At 35.6% G+C, this 23809-nt stretch carries 20 protein-coding genes; 14 read left to right on the forward strand and 6 right to left on the reverse strand.

The annotated features are described in order from the left end of the window. The first annotated feature begins 223 nt into the window (after positions 1-223). On the forward strand, positions 224-700 hold the full coding sequence (locus AN34_RS15590) for a hypothetical protein (protein ID WP_029286887.1): 477 nt from the start codon (positions 224-226) through the stop codon (positions 698-700). A 176-nt stretch (positions 701-876) separates the two neighbouring features. Here AN34_RS15590 and AN34_RS15595 read toward each other — a convergent pair whose 3' ends face one another. The 5 genes from AN34_RS15595 to AN34_RS15615 form a co-directional block, all read right to left on the reverse strand. Then, positions 877-1098 carry a hypothetical protein gene (locus AN34_RS15595; protein WP_157263329.1) on the reverse strand — a complete coding sequence of 74 codons (222 nt, stop codon included), beginning with the start codon at positions 1096-1098 and terminating at the stop codon, positions 877-879. A gap of 326 nt (positions 1099-1424) precedes the next feature. Continuing rightward, on the reverse strand, positions 1425-1631 hold the full coding sequence (locus AN34_RS15600; protein WP_029286889.1) for a hypothetical protein: 207 nt from the start codon (positions 1629-1631) through the stop codon (positions 1425-1427). Positions 1632-2217: 586 nt separating this feature from the next. Beyond that, positions 2218-2688 carry a hypothetical protein gene (locus AN34_RS15605; protein WP_029286890.1) on the reverse strand — a complete coding sequence of 157 codons (471 nt, stop codon included), beginning with the start codon at positions 2686-2688 and terminating at the stop codon, positions 2218-2220. Between the two features lie 2 nt (positions 2689-2690). Beyond that, positions 2691-6272 (reverse strand): fibronectin type III domain-containing protein, encoded by a 3582-nt coding sequence (locus AN34_RS15610; protein ID WP_029286891.1) that lies wholly within the window; start codon positions 6270-6272, stop codon positions 2691-2693. A 180-nt stretch (positions 6273-6452) separates the two neighbouring features. Next, positions 6453-8285 (reverse strand): M61 family metallopeptidase, encoded by a 1833-nt coding sequence (locus AN34_RS15615; protein ID WP_029286892.1) that lies wholly within the window; start codon positions 8283-8285, stop codon positions 6453-6455. Between the two features lie 363 nt (positions 8286-8648). On the opposite strand from AN34_RS15615, the gene AN34_RS15620 reads away from it, so the two are divergent. The 12 genes from AN34_RS15620 (at position 8649) to htpG (ending at position 21890) form a co-directional block, all read left to right on the forward strand. Beyond that, positions 8649-9746, forward strand: coding sequence for an efflux RND transporter periplasmic adaptor subunit (locus AN34_RS15620; protein WP_029286893.1), 1098 nt, complete (start codon positions 8649-8651; stop codon positions 9744-9746). Positions 9747-9748: 2 nt separating this feature from the next. Continuing rightward, positions 9749-12859 carry an efflux RND transporter permease subunit gene (locus AN34_RS15625; protein ID WP_029286894.1) on the forward strand — a complete coding sequence of 1037 codons (3111 nt, stop codon included), beginning with the start codon at positions 9749-9751 and terminating at the stop codon, positions 12857-12859. Position 12860: 1 nt separating this feature from the next. After that, positions 12861-14171, forward strand: coding sequence for a TolC family protein (locus AN34_RS15630; RefSeq protein ID WP_029286895.1), 1311 nt, complete (start codon positions 12861-12863; stop codon positions 14169-14171). Positions 14172-15430: 1259 nt separating this feature from the next. Then, complete coding sequence (locus AN34_RS15635; protein ID WP_029286896.1) at positions 15431-16237, forward strand: hypothetical protein; 807 nt, start codon at positions 15431-15433, stop codon at positions 16235-16237. Positions 16238-16271: 34 nt separating this feature from the next. Beyond that, positions 16272-16607: a hypothetical protein gene (locus tag AN34_RS15640; RefSeq protein WP_197285540.1), complete on the forward strand. Its 336-nt coding sequence runs from the start codon at positions 16272-16274 to the stop codon at positions 16605-16607. Beyond that, the gene (locus AN34_RS15645) at positions 16607-17020 is read left to right on the forward strand and encodes a hypothetical protein (RefSeq protein WP_157263330.1); all 414 of its coding nucleotides are present in this window, start codon (positions 16607-16609) and stop codon (positions 17018-17020) included. The genes AN34_RS15640 and AN34_RS15645 overlap by 1 nt, the downstream gene beginning before the upstream one ends. Positions 17021-17025: 5 nt before the next feature. After that, positions 17026-17439 (forward strand): hypothetical protein, encoded by a 414-nt coding sequence (locus AN34_RS15650; protein WP_029286899.1) that lies wholly within the window; start codon positions 17026-17028, stop codon positions 17437-17439. After that, on the forward strand, positions 17436-17861 hold the full coding sequence (locus AN34_RS15655) for a hypothetical protein (RefSeq protein ID WP_029286900.1): 426 nt from the start codon (positions 17436-17438) through the stop codon (positions 17859-17861). The genes AN34_RS15650 and AN34_RS15655 overlap by 4 nt, the downstream gene beginning before the upstream one ends. A 248-nt stretch (positions 17862-18109) precedes the next feature. Further along, positions 18110-18277, forward strand: a complete 168-nt coding sequence (locus tag AN34_RS21710; RefSeq protein ID WP_157263331.1) for a hypothetical protein — start codon at positions 18110-18112, stop codon at positions 18275-18277. 119 nt (positions 18278-18396) lie between these two features. Then, positions 18397-19260: an N-acetylglucosamine kinase gene (locus AN34_RS15665; RefSeq protein WP_029286902.1), complete on the forward strand. Its 864-nt coding sequence runs from the start codon at positions 18397-18399 to the stop codon at positions 19258-19260. Positions 19261-19373: 113 nt separating this feature from the next. After that, complete coding sequence (locus AN34_RS15670) at positions 19374-19766, forward strand: PleD family two-component system response regulator (RefSeq protein ID WP_036677390.1); 393 nt, start codon at positions 19374-19376, stop codon at positions 19764-19766. 237 nt (positions 19767-20003) lie between these two features. After that, positions 20004-21890 (forward strand): molecular chaperone HtpG, encoded by a 1887-nt coding sequence (gene htpG / locus AN34_RS15675; RefSeq protein ID WP_197285541.1) that lies wholly within the window; start codon positions 20004-20006, stop codon positions 21888-21890. 148 nt (positions 21891-22038) lie between these two features. Here htpG and AN34_RS15680 read toward each other — a convergent pair whose 3' ends face one another. Then, on the reverse strand, positions 22039-22527 hold the full coding sequence (locus AN34_RS15680) for a type I restriction enzyme HsdR N-terminal domain-containing protein (RefSeq protein ID WP_051666673.1): 489 nt from the start codon (positions 22525-22527) through the stop codon (positions 22039-22041). 445 nt (positions 22528-22972) lie between these two features. Between AN34_RS15680 and AN34_RS15685 the strand changes: the two genes are divergently transcribed. After that, the gene (locus AN34_RS15685; protein WP_036677393.1) at positions 22973-23713 is read left to right on the forward strand and encodes a LytTR family DNA-binding domain-containing protein; all 741 of its coding nucleotides are present in this window, start codon (positions 22973-22975) and stop codon (positions 23711-23713) included. Positions 23714-23809 lie beyond the last annotated feature (96 nt).

Raw genomic sequence — 23809 nt, forward strand, 5'->3', positions numbered from 1 at the left:
AAGATATCACATCTATATATGTTTCCCTTCGAATAATTTTGCCTGAAGCGAATAAGCCAGAACAAATTTATCATTCAAAAATATTTGACTAAACTTAAGAATTACATAATTACTATGCAAGCATTGTTTTTTATCTTTATCATTTTGACTCAAAAAACATAATCGGCATTAAAGTTGCTAGGCAGATCTTAATTAAGAAAATTATTAATTTAAAAGATCAATTATGAAGAAGTTGTTTACAATTTTAGGATGCATTGCTTTATTTACAGTTGCTACAACAACCGTTAAAGCTCAAAATTACAAAAACGCAATTGGTGGTCGTTTTGGAAGTTACAATGGTGTTTCTTTTAAAACAGGCTTAAGCAAAGGTGCTATGTTAGAGTTAATTGGAAATTTTAGAAGTAACAATAGTTTTAGCTGGGTACAATTAACAGGCTTATATGAAGTTTATAATCCAATTAAAGGTGCTGACGGCTTAAATTGGTACTACGGTGGTGGTGCAAGTGTTGGCTCTGTGAAAAATAAATTTAGTGATCAAAGCGACATTTATTTGGGTGTAAATGGTGTTTTAGGTTTAGATTATAAATTTAAAGGTGCTCCAATCAATTTATCTTTAGACTGGATTCCTACTTTAAGATTAACACCAGATACTGATTTTTATAGTGGTGATGTTGGTTTAGGTGTACGTTTCACTTTCTAAAAAATATTTTTTTTTTACAAAAAAGTCCTGCTAGATTCATTTCTTGCAGGAATTTTTTATTGACTATAAAATCACATCCCAGCTTTTCTTCTTTATAATAGTTACCAAAGTAACCTTTTAAGAAAATATTTGAATTATAGATAAAAACAACGGAGGTGGGTTAAGTATATTTTTAATCAGCCCATCAAAATTAAACCACTCTCTAAACAACCGTTGCTATTCTCTGGCTTGTCTGATTCTTCAATCTTATCAAATAGCTGAATGTAAATTATTTCATTTTCCAGCTCTTTAATTTCTACAGCATACGGAAATTCTAGCAACCGCTCTTTTGAAACCAACGAAAAATGGCTTACCAAACCACATTTTCCATTTATCCTTATCAGCAATAAAATTTTCAAAATCTTTTTTAATTTTTTAGAGTGTTATATTTTTCCATTTTTAATATACTACAATATCAAATTTTTCAGCATCATAAGTGCTTTTTAATAAGTCTAATTTTTCTATCATACTTACATTGGCTCCATCAAATAAATGCCACTCTATTTTATAAAGAATAAATCATCTCACCGAGAGGTTTACGAAGACCTTCATTCTCTACAAAGTAAAGCCATACATCTGGGCAAATTCTTGGACTATCATCATTACCTCCCCAGCCAAGAATAATAGGCAAGCCATACTTCATCTTTCTTGAACTTACCAATAGACCAAAAAACTCCAACAATATTTATAACAGCCTCTCTATATATATAAATACATATTCACGCATTGTACGATCTTTCTTATATAAATTTTCAATTTTATTTATTTCATCTTTGGAAAAAGAATATTTATTTCTTCCTAATTTTTTTAAAAATTCATTTAGTTTTTCATCTTTAGTTTCTAAGAATAAATTCATCTTATTTTGTAATTCCTTATTTAATTTAATTTCCATTGAATTAATATTTTATTATTGTAAAATCACTTTCCTTAAGGCCTGCTTTTTTAATTTCATCTTTCACGTTTTCAATAAAACTATTATCAACTTCATCAAAACAATGAATTAAACTTTAATTACTCTTTTGACTATCCCAGATATCCCTTCTTTCAATCTCCCATTTCTTAATAAACCAAACCAATCAGCCATTGGGCATAATCTCATTTTGTTTTTATTTAGTTCTAAAATAATTGGTAAATGATAGGCAGGGTCTTTATTAAGTTTCCCTATCGCCCACTCACCCTCAATATAATTTAAAATAATTTCTCCTATATATATTGTATAGGAAACAAAATTTTACATCATATAGTAACTTACTCGCACTAGTCTCAATTGATTCTAGTTCTTCGAGTTAATTCCTTAAATTTATTTTCAGTTATAGTACCTTTCTCTCTATTCTTAAATAACGTTCTATACTTTTCCTCCCATTTTTCCTTACTCAATTTACCTTTATATCTTCCAAAGGCATCTTCTAACTTTTTAAGAAAATCTGGGGTTTTCATCAATTCCTCAACCTCGTCCAATTTTTTCCTTATGGCATCTTTTATTTTTTCTTTCGCTTGGGAAAAAGTTCACAAAAAACACTATCAATCTTTTTTTGAAAATCATTCATATAAGTTATGTTTTCAATAAAATGATTTTCATCATTTTTTTCAAACATACCCCATATCCATTCTGAAGGAGACATTCTCATACCTTCTCCTTCATAATTAGTTATTACAGGTTCATTAATTGCCCAACTATCTGATTTTAATCCCGTAAAGACCCAATTTCCTCCAAAATGTTGCTTAAAAAATTCTCCCACATAAACTACTAATATTCTTTTCAATTTATTATCAAATAACTCATCTTTATTAAAATCGATAAATAAATTTGAAACTTCTTTAACTTCCTCTTCACTAAAATTAAGTTGAGATTTGCCAATTAATTGACATAAGTTTTTAATTTCATTTGGGATTTCAATGATAAAACTTTCATAATCCCTTTTATTTTTCAAAGTATTATATTTTTCCATCTTTAATATATTATAAAATCAAATTTATCCTTGCCAAAAGTATTTCTTAATACATCTAATTTTTCAATCATATTCTTGTCTACTCCTCCAAATAAATGCCATTCTATTCTTTCTATAGGTACTCCTTGCTGTTTTAACATCATCAAATCTTTCCTTAGCTGATTATCAATAAATTCAGAACCTTTCAATGTTCCAGACTTTATTTCTTTTGCAGTAGTTCCTAAAACATTATCAACTCTTCTTACTTCATTTTGAAATTTAAATACTTTTGGAACACCTCCTTCAAGTTCTTGGAAAGTTTTTTCTGTAATTTTACCTATTTCCCTGTTTTTATACAATGTTTTAAAACGTTGCTCATATGCATTTTGTAATTCTTTCAATTCCTGTTCGCTAAAGTTTTCAGTGAATTTTTTCTTATACCTTTCAAAAGCATCCGTCATCCGTTTCTTAAACCAATCTTCTGCCATATCTTTTTCTAAATCTTTCGTCTTTTTCTCTATAGCATCCTTAATTTTCTCTCCTGTATCTTTTACACCATTTTCAAGGGCATCTTTACCTTTGCTGATAAAACCAGCACCCATCATGGTTGTTACTACGGTAACGCCATCTTTGCCTATTTCATGGTAGCCGAGATATGGTTTGTCGGAGAAATTGTATTTGGCAATTTTGTCCTTAACACCGCTTTCAGCCATGCTCAAAACCGAACCTGGTGTTATATTTTTAACGGCTGTCCATATTCCCTTTCTTACTTCTTGTTTTGTGGCAACATCATAACCCAGTTTTACGAGTTGCGGATAATCGGATACTTCGTTGATAACGCCATCACTAACGCCGGCTAAAGTTGGTGGAATATGTATAGGGGAGTTTGCGAAGTCTTTGTCTTTATTCCAGTAGCCTTCTGGCAATGCCGCATTTTCCCAAACATTGCTACCTAAATCGCAGATGGTTTTTACCCACGCTGCACCGTTCATATCTTTTACAAAAAACTCGCCCGCATCTTCGGTTTCTTCTACTCTGCTACCCGTTTTTTTATTATTAGGCCCGCCAAGTTCATTTAACTTTTCGGTAGCTAAATCACTCATCTGCGTTTCAAACGCTTCGGTACTTTGCTTTACCTTCTCGTTTTTTTGCAGTTTAGCATCCAGTTTTACCTTAACCTTCCACTTCTTGGTAGCCTCCTCATAATCGATCTTTGCGGTATAGCTTTCTGATAAGTTTACCTCCTGAGGTTTATTATCATTGCGTTTGCAGTTACCTGCACCCTTTACCTTGGCAAAAACATTGGCATCCGTTTTATAATTCAGTTCAATGGTATTTCCGTTCAGGTTTTTAACATTGATCTGGTCTGCCTGTATGTTGGAGGTATTTTCTACGAACCAATATTCATCATCTCCGTTTTCTTCCTCGGTAAACTGATGGTGCACGTAAGTAACCGACTGCTCTCCGGTTTTATACGTATTGTCATCCGTATAAATTTCAGCATCATATTTCCCTAGCGTAACTTTATAATAACCGTTGAACCGGCCTCCCTGAATATCATTTGGTTTAAACTGGTATTGATTACCGTTGGGAAGCGTAAACCCATAAACGGCTCCGTTGCCAAAATGCGAATCATCTAAGCAATAAAACCATATCCTGGTGCTTTTGGGTAGTGTAAATATTTTGCCTGCAGGACTTAGGAATGTTATCGCTTTTTCTATTTGATAAGCATTTCCAACCTGCTCTAGTGCCAATTGGCTTCCGGATTTTGATGAAGCGGCACTTTGCGTAAAATTACTGACCAGCGATTTCTTTATCACTTCATCATTCTTTCCACTCGCTATATCAGCCCTTGCCTGTTCCACGGCCTTGACAGCAGCAGCTTTCAAGCTTCCATCGGCTATCTTTTCTTTTATGGCTTTTTTATCTTCTTCGGATATTTTGTTGGCTGGGTCATCCACTGCTTTTTCAAATTCCTTTATCCATTTGGAAGCAATTACATCATTCTCAATATTGGTTTTGATATCGGTGTAGATATCGTTTACAATTGTTCCAACTGCTTTGCCTAAAGCAGCGAGGTCTTTCTTTATGGTGTCAACATCCGCTATCTGCTCTTCTTTTGGATTAAAGCTTGTCTCCACCACACCGACAAAAAGTTGTCTTTCGGTATTGACCTGGATATTGCTGAAGCGAACCTTGATGTTTGCATAGCCCAGCATAGGGACGGTTACATAACCCTCGCCGTTGAAACTACCACTGCCGCTTACTCTGGTTATTTTAACCGGAAATTTTCCGGCGGTGAAAAGTTCACCCGCATTTAAACTTTGTATTGGTGTGCGGTTGATGATGGTGGTTTCGGGGCTAATCATCCCACAGTTAATAGTCGAGGTATCACCCCGACCCGGCATTTCCATTGTCAGCAAATCAGAATAGGTCGCCAGGTTAGTACCGATGCCGATATTGCCCGCCACACAGCTGCTGCCCACCCGGTACTCATAAGTTTTTCCGGGCTTTAAATCATAAAGCATAGCCCTGTTTTCCAGGGTGTTCAGGCTATACCACTTCGATCCACTTAAACTTCTTTCGCGGTACTGCAAACTGTAACCGCCTGCAGGAATGCCTCCGTTTGATGGATCGGCTGTCCAATTAATAGTCGCCCGGCCACTGCTTACACTAGAATTAATGGCGAGTGGCGGTTTACAATCGCTTTGGTAGGTAAACCAGTAAATTTCGCTAAATCCATTGTTTCTATAACTATCGGCCTGCTCGCCAGTTGGCGAAGTGCTTACGGCCCTTACCCGCCAGGCATAACGCTTGCCCGGAATCAGCTGCGGTTCGGCTGGCCCCATCAATAAGGTAGTTGACCTTAACGTAACCTGATAAAGCGGTTGACTGCTTTCAAAACCTGCTTCGGGCGCAATGCCGGTATCCCAAAGTTCTTTTAAAGTAAATTCATATTCGGTATTAAAAGCGCCGTTCGGGCTACCCAAATTCCTTGGTGTCCATTGGAAAATGATGTTCTGTACCTCACGGCTGGCGATGCTTTCTCCTTTAACGGGCAGGTTTAACAATGGCGGGTCTGATAGTGTAATGTAGGCCATGCTACAACTTTTGCGACTTAGTACTTTTCCTGTATTTACCTCTATTGCCTCAAAACAGAAAGAATAAAACCCTTCGGGTAGCTTGCCTTTTTGGGCGTACATGGCCCTGGTAATGCCAGAAAAGTTCAGGTTATCGATATTAAAATAAGGTGCCAATTCACCCAGGCTGATGCGTTGTGGAATACCCGCATCGAGCGTAATGGTAGGGTAGTAAACGCCATCTTTACTTTGCAATTTAGCCCCCTGACTCTCTATATACATCCGTAGGCGTACGCTCAATGCCGGCTTCTGTAAATCGGTATTGGTAAGTACCACAACAAGCTTTTCAGCTGTACCATTATAATAATCGCTGGTATTTAGCGAATATGGCGGAACCAAAACAGGCATCACCTGCACGGGATAGATTTGGGCTTTAGTGGTTAGGCTAAAAGCCAAAAAACTGCATAGCGCAATCAGATTTAATATGCAGAATTTAAGGTTTAAGACATCATATTTTTTGATCATTCTATTTTATTGAAATCCATGAATAGTTTAATTTCGGGATGTTCAATAAATTGGGAAGGAATGCTAATATATTAAATTATCATATTACATCACTAATATTTAGCATAAAAAAGTCCTGCTAGATTCATTTCTTGCAGGACTTTTTTATTGACTTCAAACTCCAAACTCACCACTCGAAACTTATTTCCCTGTCCATTTAGCAAATACCGCTTTCTGTTCAGGTGTGGCATTATCATTAATAGTAGCTTTTAAACGCACACTCGGATTTTCCTTTAATGTTAAAGAGATTTGTTTTTCCAAACCATCACGCATTACTTTTAACTTCAACACATCACCTATTTTTTTATTGGTTACTAAAGGCAAAGTTTCCAGCGAAAGCATTGGACTTCTTAACTTGATTGATTCCAATGCATCATTAACGCTTTTATCATCCAATGAAACAATTTCGTCGTTAACATTTAAGCCAGCATCCCATGCGGCAGAGTTTCGTGCAATTGAAGTTACATTGATGGTTCCGGCATTGGTTAGCTGACCATTCACTCCACTCACTGGTTTTTCTGGCGTAGCATTTTCTGTAGTAACATCCACACCAGCCAGCTTAAAATATTTCTGATATTCTACATCATCTACTCCATTCACATATTTTGCCCAGAAATTTGTAAAGCTGATTCCGGCAACTTTTTCTACCATTGCCTTAAACTCCGCATCTGTATAACCACGTTTAAGGGTTTTGCATTGCAGGTACATGGCTTTCATTACATCATCAAGACTTTTGGCTCCTTTGGTAGCATTAATAATTTCCAGGTCCATTAAAATACCAACTACCTCACCTTTATTGTAATAAGAGATGGAATTATTCCTGGAGTTTTCATTCGGGCGATAGCCAATAATCCAGGCATCATAACTGGATGAAGCTGCAGATTGATACTTGGCTCCGGGTGTATTCACTACTGTACCCACAGCACCTGCTAAATCATTTACAAATTTGGCTGCATCATTAAAGCCAGCCCTGTGCATATATTTATTTTCATAATAGGAAGTAAAACCTTCTGCTACCCAAAGATTAGTAGTATAGTTTTCATTATCATAATCAAATGGTCCCAAGGCTACCGGGCGTAAGCGCTTAACATTCCAGAGGTGATGATATTCATGAGAAACAAGTGCCAGGAAACCTTTATAACCAGCTTCCGTATTGTAGGCATTTCTAGTGGCGCCCAATGTGGTAGAGTTTAAATGCTCCAGGCCACCACCACCTCTTAAAAAGTTATGAACGATAAAAACGTAATGTTTGTTTGGATTTTCTCCATACACCTTAGTAGGCTCTTCTACAATTTTAGCCATATCTACTTTAAGTTTTTCCTTATCGTAGTTTCCGCCGCCATACATGGCTACTTCATGACGAACACCTGCTGCCATAAACTCGAAAACATCCTGGTTACCAACTTCAATTGGGCTATCATATAAAATATCAAAATCTGTAGCATGATAAGTAAACTGCTGCCCGGCAACAGGCTCCAATCCTGTAGATACTTTACTCCAGGTATTGAAAGGAATAATTTTCACTGTACTTGGCGACTTAATCATCCCATCAGGATGCATAAAGATTCCTGTTGGAGATAAAAAAGCATGAGATTCATCAATGAATGGTGTACGCACAGAAATCTCAAATGCATAAACACGATAATTTATTTTAATATGAGCAGCTTTTGCTGAGAAAATTCGCCAGGTATTTTTTCTCACCTTTTCTACCTTAACGGCTTTGCCAGATGCAGTTGCTTTAAATTCTTCCACGCTTTTTTCAAACTCACGGATCAAATAAGAACCTGGTGTCCAAACGGGCATTTTAACATCTACATAATCTTTTGCCAAGCCAGAAATATCCATCTGAACTTCAGCATAATGTGCTTGTGGTTCTTTAAAAGAAACTTCAAAGCCAATTTTCACCTGCGCCTTCGCTTCCATAATACACGTTAGTACTAAAACTAAACCTAAAATTGATTTTTTAATAAACATATTTAAATGTGATTTGCTACAAATTTATATTTATTGCTTATGTTTTCGAATTAAAAACCATAAAGGGCTGTAAAATAGTTGTGAGCCTTGAGTTTTAAGTATTGAGTGGATAGTTATTAGTCTAAAGTTTTAAATTCAAAATTCATAGGATAAAATGAATTATTAGTGCATAATGCCACACTCATGCCTGTAGATCATTGACTGAAGACTCAGAACTTAAGACTTCCGCCTCCAAACTAGCCTAAGTAACATCCTTAGTACAACAAATTTAACACTAAACTATTTGAATATTTTTACACTCTAATATCAGGCGTTATTCTATTTTAATTTTAACGATCAGATAAGCACGACACAAATATAAACATGAAGAAAAGGTATATCATTTATGCTGTTTTGGCTATTGGCTTGGCCTACCTCGTATATTACAGAATTAATGCCAATAAAAAGATAGAAGGTAAAGGGGCAGGTAGTGCCCAGGTAAAAGGCAGTGATGGGGCAAAAGGAGGTGGCGCAGGCGCACCAATGGTTGTTGAAGGCGTTGTGGTGAAACTTACATCGTTTGATAACGATTTAGAAGTAACCGGAGCCATTGATGCCAATGAATCAGTTGTTTTAAAAAGTGAAATCTCCGGTTTGGTAACGGGCATTTATTTCAAAGAAGGAACAAACGTAACCAAAGGAAGTGTATTGGTTAAAATCAATGACAGAGATATTCAAGCGCAATTACAGGAAGCCATCACCAAACAGAAACTTTCTGCAACGAATGAAAACCGTGCAAAACAACTATTGGCAAAGGGCGCTATCAGTCAGGAAGAATATGATACCTCTTTAGCTGATTTCAGGTCATTACAATCGCAATCTCAACTAGTTAGAGCGCAATTGGCTAAAGCAACCATCAGGGCACCATTTTCTGGAAGAATTGGTTTGCGCAGCATTTCTGAAGGCACTTATTTAACACCAGCAACAGTGATTGCCAATTTGGTGAGTACCAATCCCATTAAAATTACCTTTTCCATTCCGGAGAAATATGCCGGTCAAATTAAATCCGGTTCAACCATTACCTTTACAACAGATGGATCAACAAAGGAAAACACCGGAAAAATATATGCCATAGAGCCTGGAATTAATGCCACTACCAGAACATTACAAATCAGGGCATTGGCACCAAATGCAGATAATGCCTTGCTTCCAGGATCATTCGCTAAAATAAAGCTGGCGCTGAACACTTTACAAGATGCGATATTGATTCCAAACCAGGCAGTAGTACCGGTTTTAAAAGGAAAAATTGTATACATCCAGAAAAATGGAAAAGCACAGGAAGTTAAAGTAGAAGCCGGCACACGTACAGATGAAAACATTGTGATTACATCCGGATTAAAGGCTGGCGACACGGTATTAACAACCGGATCAATGGCTTTGAAAAAAGATGCTCCCGTAAAAGTAAACCTGGTTAAACAATAATTATGAGTATCTCTACTACGAGTATAAAAAGGCCTGTTCTAGCCATCGTAATGAACTTGTTGATCGTGCTTTTTGGCATCATCGGTTACACCTTTTTGGGCGTAAGGGAATATCCTTCCATTGACCCTACAGTGGTATCCGTTAGAACCTCCTACCCTGGTGCCAATTCTGATATTATTGAATCGCAGATTACAGAGCCCTTAGAAAAATCAATCAACTCTATTGATGGCATCCGGAACATCTCTTCTTCCAGTAATCAAGGTACCAGTAACATCACTATTGAATTCAACCTGGACAAAAATATCGAAGAGGCGGCGAATGATGTTCGTGATAAGGTTTCGCAGGCAGGCAGAACGTTACCAAAAGATATTGATGGATTACCGGTGGTGAGCAAAGCAGATGCAAACTCCGATCCCATTTTATCCATGACCATTCAGAGTGATAAAAGAAACACACTGGAATTGAGTGACTTTGCTGAAAACGTGATTGCCGATCGGATTCAAACTATTCCAGGTGTAAGTAGTGTGCAGATTCAAGGTCAGCGGAAGTATGCCATGCGGATTTGGATGGATCCAAATAAATTAAGTGCGTACGGCCTTACCTCACAAGATATTGTAACAGCTCTTGATAATGAAAACGTAGAGTTGCCCTCTGGAAAAATTACAGGAGCCACTACGGAATTAACGGTTAAAACTTTAGGAAAATTAACCAACGAAACTCAGTTTAATAACCTGATTCTAAAATCAGACAGTAACCAGGTGATCAAATTAAAAGATGTGGGCTATGCTGTTCTAGGTCCTGAAAACGAAGAAACTATTTTAAGGGAGTCAGGCAAGCCAATGGTTGCAGTGGCTATCATTCCGCAGCCAGGCGCCAATTACCTCGACATCAGTAATGAATTTTATAAACGTTTTGATAAATTAAAGGCAGATATCCCGAAGGATATTAAGCTAAAAGTTGCGCTAGACAATACGCTTTTCATCAAGCGTTCGGTAACAGAAGTAGCCGAAACGATTGGTTTATCGCTCGTGCTGGTAATTCTGATTATTTATCTGTTTTTCAGAGATTGGGCAATTGCTTTCAGGCCCCTTATTGATATCCCGGTATCGTTGGTTTTTACTTTTTTTATTATGTATGCCTTTGGCTTTTCAATCAATGTTTTGAGTTTACTGGCTATTGTACTGGCCACCGGGCTGGTGGTAGATGATGGTATTGTAGTGACTGAAAACATTTTTAAGAAAGTTGAAGAAGGCATGTCGCCTTTTGAAGCAGCAATTAAAGGCTCAAATGAAATTTTCTTTGCTGTAATTTCTATTTCCATTACATTGGCAGCCGTTTTTTTACCTGTTATTTTTTTGCAGGGCTTTGTTGGGCGATTGTTCAGGGAGTTTGGTGTAGTAATTGGCGCAGCTGTTTTAATTTCAGCATTCGTATCGCTTACCCTTACCCCAATGTTAAATGCTTATTTAATGAAACCGGGTGGACATAAGCCTTCGAGATTTTACAACTGGACAGAGCCTTATTTTGTTAAGTTAAATGATTCTTATGCATCTAATCTGAATAAATTTTTAGATCGCCGCTGGCTTTCTATTCCCATCATTGTGGTTTGTATGGGCCTGATATTTCTATTCTGGAAATTACTACCCAAAGAAACAGCTCCTTATGATGATAGAAGTGCCATTAACATCAGTGCAACTACTCCTGAAGGTGCCTCATTTGCTTACACAGATCAATTTATCCTGAAATTAAATCAACTGGTGATTGATTCTGTTCCAGAGAAGAACGTGAACATTACCATTACTTCTCCTGGTTTTGGAGGCTCTGGTTCTGTAAACTCAGGTTTTGTAAGAATGGGATTGGTTAATCCGGAAGACCGGGAACGATCGCAGAAAGACATCGCTGATATGCTGACCCGAATTACCAAAAAATACAGCGAAGGAAAAACAATTGTTAATCAGCAACCTACCATTTCTGTAGGCCGTAGAGGTGGCTTACCCATCAGTTATATCATTCAGGCACAAAATTTCGAGAAACTGCGGGAGAAAATCCCTTTGTTTATGGATGCAGTGGCGAAAGACCCAACCTTTACCGTTTCTGATGTTAACCTAAAATTTAATAAGCCTGAGATTAACCTTACCATTGATAGAGATAAGGCAAAAAATCTTGGGGTTTCCATCTCCGCCATTGCGCAAACCTTAAACTTAGGTTTAAGCGGACAACGCTTTTCGTACTTTTTTATGAACGGCAAGCAATACCAGGTAATTGGTCAGTTTGATCGTGGCGACCGTAAAGATCCATTAGATTTAAGTTCGGTTTATGTACGTAGTGATAAAGGTGAATTGGTTCAGCTGGATAATCTGGTAACGGCAAAAGAAGAAAGTAGTCCGCCGCAGTTATACCGCAACAACCGTTTTATTGCCGCTACGGTTTCTGCAGGCTTGGCACCAGGTAAAAGTATAGGTGAAGGAATTGATGCGATGGATGCCATTTCATCAAAAATTCTGGATGAAACTTTTTCAACGGATTTAAGTGGTGAATCCCGCGATTTTAAAGAAAGCTCTTCGAATACCTTTTTTGCTTTTGGCTTAGCTTTATTATTGGTTTACCTCATTCTTTCAGCACAGTTTGAAAGTTTCAAAGATCCGATTATCATTATCTTAACCGTACCCATGGCTGTTGCAGGTGCATTTCTATCCCTGTGGTTATGCGGCCAAAGCTGGAATATTTTTAGTCAGATTGGAACCATTATGTTAATTGGTCTGGTGACGAAAAACGGCATCCTGATTGTGGAATTTGCGAATCAGTTGAAAGAAAAAGGAATTCCTATTCCGGAAGCGATCCGTGAAGCATCTGTTTCGCGTTTACGCCCTATTTTAATGACGAGTTTAGCCATTGCTATTGGCGCCCTTCCTATTGCTTTGGCTTTAGGTGCGGCGGCGAAAAGTAGAATGAGTATGGGAACAGTAATTGTAGGTGGTACCATGTTTTCATTAGTCCTTACCCTGTTTGTTATTCCAGCCATCTATTCTTATTGGGCAAAACCTTATAAACCAAATAAACAATTAAAAGATGCGCATCGCTTCGAAGAAGAAGCCTTAAACACAGCACATTAAGATGAGCATAAAGATCAAAACATTAATTATACTTTTAAGCCTGTCTATCTCCGGATTTGCACAGGAAAAACTTAGTTTGCAGGAAGCCATTACCGTTGCTTTACAAAACAATTATGATATCAAAATCAGCAAGAATGATTTATCAATTGCACGCAACAATGCAAATATTGGTAATGCAGGTATGTTGCCAACTGTAGCCGGAACATATAGTAACGGTGGAAGCATTCAGAATACCCGCCAAACCCCGGTTACTGGTGAAGACCGGGTAATTCGTGGTGCCAGAAGTACCAATAATGATTTAGGTGCAGATCTAAACTGGACCATTTTTGATGGTTTTACCATGTTTGCCAATTATGATCGTTTAAAAGAACTGCAAAAACAAGGCGAAATTACCGCCAGACTTAACGTTTTAACTACGGTTTCGGATGTGATTACAGCCTATTATGATGTAGTAAGGCAGCAACAGTTAATGGTAGCCGCTGATAGTGCCATTGATGTTTCTGTTTTGCGCACCAATATTGCGAACACTAAACTGCAGCTCGGCCGTGGATCAAAACTTGATGTTTTAACGGCACAGGTAGATTATAATACAGATACCTCTAACTTTTTACAGATTAAAAATGCTTTGCAGGTAGCCAAGGTTCGTTTAAACCAGCTCATGGTTAGAGATATTAGCAGTCAATTTTCAGTAGTGAATGATATTGATGTTAACACCGGCATTCTATTTAGCAAACAAGCTGAAATTGCGGCAAAGCAAAACCCCGAGTTACAAAATGCATTTATCAATCAAAAAATAGCATCCTTAAATCTGAAAGCCGTTCGCGGGGCAAGATATCCAGTTGTGAGTTTAAACTCAGGCTATAGTCGAACAAACAGCACCAGTCCAACAGGTTTTAACCAAAAATTCGCGGCGAATGGATTTACTTACGGCGTAACGGCAAGCCTCAATATTTTTAACGGATTTTTACAACGCCAAAATGAACGGAATGCAAAAATCAACATCGAAACTTCAAAACTCAACTTCGAAAAAACAAAGCTTGATGTTAATTCACAGTTATTAACGGCCTATCAAAACTACAGCACCTATTTAGATTTGATTAAGTTAGAGCAACGAAACGTAGATCTGGCTAAAGAAAATTTAGACATTACCCTGGCCAAATATCGTTTAGGAAGTATTGCCCCGCTCGAATTACGAGAGGCCCAACGCAATGCCATCGAAGCACAAAACCGATTTATTGAAATGCAGTTTCAGGCCAAGTTAGCAGAAACTACACTAAAAGAAATTAGCGGAAATATTGATTTGTCGAATTAATTTAAACTAACAAATTCAATGCAAAAATCATTTGCGATTGTTAATGTATGGAGTACAAGATTTTCAGTTTTTATTGTTAGTATTTCCACAAAATTATTCTTCAAATGATAATAGCATATATGCTAAATAATCAATCGCAAATCCGAAACCATAGTCTCTAATTCTTTATAACCTAAATTCCTTTATTAATTGATTTTAACACCCAGGTTGTGACCTTCTAAAATAGGTGAATTACCTTTTTTTCGTCCTTTCCCTTTCAGGGGAAAGGTGCCGATAGGCGGATAGGGGTTTAAATAGTATAGTAAGACATATGATTAATCGAACGCCCAGGTTATAGAAAGTAATTTAATTATTCTCCCTATATTTATGATATTAAATCCCGGACAGGCAAATTCCATGAGCGTGTTAAATCGTGGAAACTTCTTTACCCCGCCTTCACCCCACCTTTACTCCACTTCAAGTCCACCTTCTAGCCACACTTACCTTGTACTTAACTTTAGTTTACCTGTTGATTGAAGCGATGATAACTGGTTAATATCCGCTATCCAGTAATGAGGTAATCACTAAGAACCCTCCAATTTATTCTCGGCACATCCGTATCAAACCATCTTTTATCATGGGTTCCACCCATAACAGAAAAACCAGAGAAAATTTTCCATTTTTGGATCTTCCACCAGGCATTCACAAAATGAAGCTTAAAGCCGTAAAACCATTCTATTGTAGATTTTCCAAATCGGCAATACCCTTAAATATGCTATTTGCCTTGACACCTTTGTTCTTATAAACCCCTATCGGTATGGAGCCTAAAAAGAATACCCATACAAGAGCCTGAAAAACAAGCTTTAAGAAATATAGTTAAAGGCAAAATTACGCTTCGGCTAAGTGCTATGAATTGGTTATAATATACAGTTTTGAGAAAATCATCTCGCAGATGCCACTGTACGTAGAAGATATAGTAATACTTAAAACATTTAAAACCGCTGATTTGAAACAAAAGCAAGATACTCATCACTTCGCTATAGGGCATCGTAGGTCTACGTCGAAAAGGCTTCCCTGAAATGAAGTTTTTATTGTTTTTATCAAAGTTCTTGCAAAATTTGTCAACTTTATTGAATGTAATCATACATCTATTTACCAGCATGGATTATAATTTTTAATTGACTTAATTACAGAACTCAGGTAACAGAAAAAACTATTACTACTTAAAGTTGTGTATTTGTATAATTTATTTTTAAATTTAATAACCAAATATACTTATCATGACTACTGATTTAGTGCATGCTATCAGAGCCAACCTGGCCATACTACAAAACCAGCCTTTATCTGGCGGTATTGTAGCCAAAAATCTTCATATTAGTGATAATGGAAGTGGCGAATTAACTTTATATGGAGATTTTATCATCACCCTGAAAGTGTTAGACCTTACTACAAATGGCGCACCTAACTTAAACAGCTTAATGACTTTTACCCAACAGGTGATTACAACAAAATTAAGGGGTGGGGGTTATAAAAATGGAGTAATTATACATAAATATAATTCTGCTAGAAAAATTTTCGATAAAACTAAAACCTGGACCTATTCTATCCGCTATAATTTTAATTTCGCGGTAAACGTTATACAGATCAATATGCTAACTCAGATTAAGGGCAATGATTTTGTATTAGCCGTTGTAGATAGCATTGGCCATCAATTTACGGATAAATATGGCAGAAGGCAAAGTTCAGGGGGGCTTACTCAGGGTGAGGGGGGACCAGCAACAGTTAGTTATAATAGTTGGCAAAAAAATAAATACATAGGTGTACATGAGTTTTTTCATACCCTAAGTTTAGATGATATTGAAGATTCAGATAAAAAAAGCAGATTAATGTATCACTTAGCCGATAATTCCGGTCAAACAATATCGGACACAGAAAGAGGAGATATGATGAAATTTATTATGGTCAATATTAATGACATAACAAAAATTAACAGCACAAATATTAACCTCAATACATTAAGCAGATTAAGGACATTCTTAAATAATCCAACAAATGGTTTCAAATTTAATAAAACTAAGTTTAGGTAGTTTGCTTTCCATATTGCTATTCGCATGTCAAAATGTGAAAGAAAATATAGTTAAAAACTCGATAGATACCTGTAGGTTTTCAAGGTATGATGTTGGTCAACTTATATCTAATTTTGGCTGTAAAAATTGCCATATCGCCTCGATTGAAGAAAGAATTGATAGTAAGGGTTCGATTACATTTAGAGGCTTAGCTGCTTTAGATAGCCTAAAGCTAATTGATTATACATTTACTAAAAAACATAAAGGGTGGTACAGTAAAAATGGAGACCTTAAAGCGGCAAGGATGGACACGCTCAGCGATTGTGAAATAAGAAATATAATCCGTTACATTAAAGATGCAGGTAGAGATATACCAATGCCCAGCCAATAATGCCAATAGTTTCAAATTTAATAAAGCTAAGTTTAGGTAGTCTTTTGGTTTTTCTAATATTCGCATGTACAAATGAGACTAAAAGTATTAAACAGGTAAGTACAGAAATAATGGATACCTGTAAATATTATAAATCTGATGCCCGTAAAGTCGTATCCAGTTTGAGTTGTTATACTTGCCATGTTAAAGCTGAGGTAAGGGTAAATAATATGCCAACATTCAGTGAAATCTCTTCGATGGACAGTTTAAAAATAATAAACTTTGCATTTATCAAAAAACATAACGGTTGGTTTAGTAATACAGGAGTATATAAAAGTGCTAGAATGGATACATTAAATGATTGTGAAATAAAAAGTGTGATCCGTTATATCAAAGATTATAATCGGGATACACCACCTATGTCTAGCCAATAACAATTATGGCATCAAATTTAACAAAGCTAAGTTTAGGTAGTTTATCAATCTTTTTATTTTTAAGTTGCCAAAATGCAACCGAATATAAAAATAGTGTAGGTAATAAAACTTCAGATACCTGTAGATATTACAGGTATGATGCAGGCCAAATTATTTCCAACCTTGGATGTAAAAATTGTCATGTTTCGTTTAATGTAGATAAAATTGATGTTTATGGCATAACAACATGGAGAGGCTTGGCAGCTATGGATAGCCTAAAGCTAATTGATTATGCATTTACTAAAAAACATAAAGGTTGGTGTAGCAAAAATGGAGATTTTAAAACAGCAAAGATGGATACTTTAAGTGATTGCGAAATAAGAAGTGTGATTCGATATATTAAAGACTTTGGTAGAGATATACCAATGCCCAGCCAATGATGCCAATTGTTTTAAATACAATAAAGCTAAGTTTAGGTAGTTTGTTTTTTGCAATATTTTTTTCATGCGTAAATAAGCCTAAAAGCATAGAAAACATTGCTATTAATCAAAATCGTTTAGATACATGTATTTATGATAAGCATATAGGACGTCAAATAATGTCTGGCTTGGGCTGTGATAATTGTCATACTAAATTAGGATCGAATAGATATAAAGATATTCCAACTTTTGATGATATTTCTATTTTAGATAGTCTGAAGATATTAGAATTTTCTTTCATAAAAAGACATAATGGTTGGTATAATAAAAATGGGGATCTTAAATCGGCAAGGATGGATACTTTAAGTGATTGCGAAATAAAAAGCGTGATCCGTTATATCAAAGATTATAATCGTGATACACCACCTATGCCTAGCCAATAATGCCAATGGTTTCAAATTTAATAAAACTAAGTTTAGGTAGTTTGGTGTGCTTCTTTATAATGGCATGCATATCTAAACCTCAAAACACGGCAGGCTCGCAAACAATAATGATAGATACCTGTAAATATTATAAATATAATTCACATCAGGTTATATCAAATCTTGGTTGCTATAATTGCCATGTGAGAGCGGGCGATAGGTGGTATGACATGCCAACTTTTAGTGAATTATCCCAAATGGATAGCCTAATGCTAATTGATTACGCTTTTACTAAAAAGCATAAAGGTTTGTATAGTAAAACAGGAACATTTAAAGCTTCCCGAATGGACACCTTAAGTGATTGTGAAATAAAAAGTGTGATACGTTACATTAAAGACTTTGGCAGAGATATCCCGATGGCTGCCCATAAATATTAAAGTTTATCAGTATAACGATCAAATAATATTGGGCAAACCTATATTAATTCAACTCTATTTACAAGTAACGAAATTATTGCAAGTATAATATTCTCTAATTAATATTTATATTTATTGCCATGATACTTGTTGCAGATAGTGGCTCATCAAAAACCGATTGGATGGGTTATCTTAATGGCGAAACCATAAGATTTAATACCACTGGAATAAACCCCTATTTTTTAAGTGAGCAGGACATTTCGAAGTTAATTTCGAAAAATGAAACGGTAATACAATATGCCGATCAGGTAAAGGAAATTTACTTTTTTGGCGCTGGTTGCTCCTCTCCAGATAAGCATGAAGTAGTTTCTAACGGATTATCTGAAGTTTTTCAAAACGCTTTCATTTCTGTAGATCACGATTTGCTGGGCTCGGTATATGCTACATGTGGCAATGCCGAAGGCCTAAATTGCATTTTAGGAACAGGATCTAACATTTGTTATTTTGATGGCAAAAAAATCCACGATGGTCATCATGGCCTGGGTTACGTTTTAGGTGATGAAGGTTCTGGTACTTTCTTCGGCAAAAAGGTATTATTGGCTTATTTATACAATAAAATGCCTACAAGCCTGGCTGCAGAATTTAAGAAAGCTTTCCCTGCAGATAAGGAGCAAATTATCACCAATGTTTACCAGAAACCCTTCCCTAACATTTATCTGGCCGGTTTTAGTCGTTTTATGGCCAACCATCGCGACCATCCCTTTATTCAGGACATATTAAGAACCGGATTTCAGGAGTTTGTAGACTCTAACGTTAGAGATTATCCAAAATACAAAGATGTTCCATGCCATTTTGTAGGTTCCATTGCTTATTATTACCAGGAAACCCTCATTGAAGTATTAGAGAAGAACGGAATTGAGGTAGGAAAAATATTACAGAAACCCATCGAGGAACTCTTCAATTTTATTCTTCAGAAAGAAGGAATTGTTCAACAAGCCAGTTAATTTTCTTCAAAAATCTTTCGATATAAATTAATTGTTAAAATATTCTTAAGATTGTAAACTTAACAAGATACATTTTGTTATAATTTTAACAGCAATTAAATGGCTCATAGCATATGAAAAGAATCCTGGTAGTAGATGATGATATTGAGGTTTTAGAAACCATACAATTAATACTGGAAATCGGTGGCTTCAAAGTATCGTCACTTAATGATGGTGAAGAAGTATTTAACAGAATTGAAAGTTTCAAACCAGATTTGATTTTACTTGATATTTCACTTGGTCATATTGATGGGCGTGTTTTATGTGAGCAGTTAAAATCAATTGAAAGTACTTCAAAGATTCCAATTTTGTTAATCTCCGGCTTATATAATCCTAAAGATTTTACTACTTTAAATTATGGTCAGGATGATTTTCTTTCAAAACCATTTCAAATGGATGTATTGTTAAAAAAGATCACTAAAATTCTTTCTTTAGAAGAAGACAAGCCAAGTTTTCACCTGAATTAAAATATACAGACTTTATTGAAAGCCAAAAGACTTAACCGTTTTTTGGCTTTTTTAATTTACTCATTTATCAAAGGCAAACATAAGATCGGAATCTATTGGTTGATTATTACTTGATAAGGAGATTACTGCACCTTTCCTTGTAACAATAACGACTAGGCTAACGGCTGTCATTTTGGCAAATAAAACCCTTTGGAACAAGCATTGATATGCAAGTGTAGATTAAACAATTATTTACATATGAGCATACAAGAAAAAGGAAACATCTCGATACATACCGAGAACATCTTCCCGATAATTAAAAAGTTTTTATACTCCGATAACGAGATTTTTCTCCGTGAGTTGGTTTCAAACGCAGTAGATGCAGTTCAGAAAATCAAAAGACTAGGTTCATTAGGTCAGTTTAATGGAGAAGTAGGTCAACCTTTAGTAAAAGTAGCGGTCGATAAAGAAGCAAAAACCATTACCATCAGCGATAATGGTTTAGGAATGACCGCCGAAGAAATTAAAAAATACATCAATCAGGTTGCATTTTCTGGCGCTAGCGAATTTGTAGAAAAATTTAAAGACGCTAAAGATGCCAATGAAATCATCGGTAAATTTGGTTTAGGTTTTTACTCTGCATTTATGGTTGCAGATTTGGTTGAAATTCAAACCCTATCTTATCAGGATGGTGCTGAACCTGCACGTTGGGTTTGTGATGGTAGTACAGAATTTGAAATTACTGAAGGCACAAAAACCACCCGCGGTACAGATATTATTCTTCATGTAAATAAAGATTCTGAAGAGTTTTTAGAAGAGTCAAAATTGCAGGAAATCCTGAATAAATATGCTAAATTTTTACCTGTTCCCATTCAGTTTGGTACAAAAACCGAATCGATAGAAGACGGTGAAGATGAGGAAGGAAAGAAAAAGTATAAAGATATTGAAGTTGACAACATCATCAATACGACAAATCCAATCTGGACAAAAGCACCTGCAGATTTGTCAGACGAAGATTACTTAAACTTCTATCGTGAATTGTACCCTTTTAGTGAGGAACCATTATTCTGGATTCACTTAAATGTAGATTATCCATTTAACTTAACCGGTGTATTGTATTTCCCGAAATTGAAAAACGATTTCGAAATGCAACGCAACAAAATCAAATTATATTCACGCCAGGTATTCATTACCGATGAGGTTAAAGATATTGTTCCAGAATTTTTAATGTTGCTTCATGGTGTAATTGATTCACCAGATATTCCTTTAAACGTATCTCGTAGTTTCTTACAGGCCGATAGTAATGTTAAAAAAATAAACAATTACATCACTAAAAAGGTGGCCGATAAATTAGCTGAACTATTTACCAAGGATAGAAAAGCTTTTGAAGATAAGTGGAAAGACATTGGTTTATTCGTGAAATACGGAATGATCAGTGAAGACAAATTCTATGATAAGGCAAAAGACTTCGCTTTAGTTGGAAACACTAAAAATGAACTTTTCACCTTAAATGAGTACAAAGAGAAGGTTGCACCTTTACAAACAGATAAAAACGGAACGGTAGTTTATCTATATTCAAATGATGCAGCAAAACAAGATGCATTTATTCAATCAGCTAATAAAAAAGATTATGATGTTTTGGTGTTAGATTCACCAATTGATAATCACTTTATTAATCAAATGGAGCAAAAATTGGAAAAAACATCTATCAAACGTGTTGATTCTAGTGTTGCTGATAAGTTGATTGAGAAAGATGAAGTGAATGAGCATGTATTATCTGAAGATCAGGTTAAGGAAGTTACAGCAATCTTTGAAAAAGCAATTACTAAACCTGGTATGCAGGTAGAAGTTATTGCATTAAATCCTGATGAATTGCCTGTAACTATTACCATGGATGAATTTATGCGCCGGATGAAAGATATGGCTGCCATGGGTGGCGGAATGGGCTTTTATGGCCAGATGCCTGATAATTATAAAGTGGCAATTAATGGAAACCACAAATTGGTTAGTAAAATTTTAAATGCTGAAGGTGAAGAACAAAGTAACCTGGCTAAACAAGCAGTAGATTTGGCTTTATTAGCTCAAGGTATGTTAACTGGTGCTGAATTAACAGCTTTTGTAAGCAGAAGCGTAGCGTTAATATAAATAGGTTTAAACCTGTGAAAATAGAAAGAGAGAAATCGAATGATTTCTCCCTTTTTTTGTTTTAATCAACAAGCATAAAAAAAGCCCTAATAAATTAGGACTTAATTTCTGTAGAATTTTTCGGGAACGTTAAACTATTAATAAGTTATTAGCTTGCTACATTTTTTTGATCAACATTAAAATAATCTTTATGTTCTTCGATCATTTTAGCAATTGTAGCTGCTTTTGTATCAGTTAATTTAAATTCAAATAAAGGCTCCTGGTTTTTCTTTGACCTTACCATTTTCTCCGTATAGAAGCGATAAACCAAACCATTTGTTAATAGACCATATTTGGCTTTTGTTTTACGGAAATATTTAGATAAACGCGAATCATGAATATCCAGACTATCTTCGTGATGCTTACATTCTACCAATATTGTTGGTTCACCATCTTTCATAATGGTATAATCAACTTTTTTGCTTTTCTTCACACCAAAGTCTAAAACTGCTTCAGATTGAACCTCTGAAGGATCAAAGCCTAGAATTTGAATGAAAGGTAAAACCAACGCATTTCTCGTTAAGTCTTCTGTTTGAACTTGTGGGAGCATTTTTTTGATCCTGACAGCAAATTGCCCTATTTCGTCTTTAAGTTCCATGATAGTATGTTTGTTTTTAGAGGTATCAAGTTTTATAGTATTGTGAAATACCATATTCGTTTATCTATCTATAACTGTATCCAGTTCATCCGTTTGCTTACCAAACACCCCTTAATTTTTTGCTAAACCCTGTATTGTGTGGCCTGTTTAAAATGCTTTTTAACAGGCTACACAAATTTGGGCAGGCAGATGTTAGGTTAATTAAAATGATAAACCATAAGAGATTAGGCATCTTAATTATTTGTTTTTGGCAAACATCTTAAAGATTAGAATAATATCTTGAGCGAGAGATTTTTTTACATGAACCTACCAGTTTATTACACGAAACCCGTAGTTTTTTAGACGAAACACATGTTAAGTTTTTTTTAATACAGGAAGCTAAATACAACCTATTTTTTATTTAACTTGCATAGAAATCATTTTAAGCAATATTATTATAACTATCATGAATCTAAAATGCGTTGTTATTGACGACGAACAACATGCTATTGAGGTGATTACCGATCATATAGCAGAGATGCCCGGTTTAACTATTTTTAAAACCTTTACCAGTCCTGTTCAGGCATTAACAGAACTTAGCTTAAATGATGATATAGATTTATTATTCATGGATATTGACATGCCTGGCATTAATGGGTTGGAATTAGCCAAAAACATCAGGGAAAAGGCAAAGTATCTTATCTTTACCACCGCACACCCTGATTATGCACTTCAGGCTTTTGATGTACAATCTGACCAATACCTGCTTAAACCCATTTCATTTGCAAAATTTGCTTTAGGCATTGATCGAATTCTAAAAAAGGAAGCCAATAATGCCAGAGCCACAAAGGAAACTGATCATAATGCTGCCCTCTATATCAAAGGAGATCATAAATATGCTTTTTCTAATATTGCAATTGATGAAATACTTTACATCAAATCCCTTCAGAATTATATTCAGATCATTACCAAAGCAGAATCCCACACCACTTACCTCACCTTAAAAGAAATAGACAAAGCTTTAGAACGACATCCGTTTATTCGAGTAAACAAATCAAATATTGTGGCTAAAGCGGCAATCAAAAAGGTCGATGGTAATATCATCCGCCTGGTTAATAATGAAGTTATTCAGATTGGTGAAGGCTACAAAGAAGCTTTCTTTAACTATGTCCAAAATAGCTTACTCAAATCAAACCGAAATCAGTAAACTTCAGATTAAATATTTTAACTATTGTAAGGTTCTTGCTTCAATCAAAAAGGTAAAAGATCGTTTTAAATTCAAATTTTATCTTTAACAATTGCT

Source organism: Pedobacter sp. R20-19 (assembly GCF_000708265.2).
In the GTDB taxonomy this organism is placed as follows: domain Bacteria; phylum Bacteroidota; class Bacteroidia; order Sphingobacteriales; family Sphingobacteriaceae; genus Pedobacter.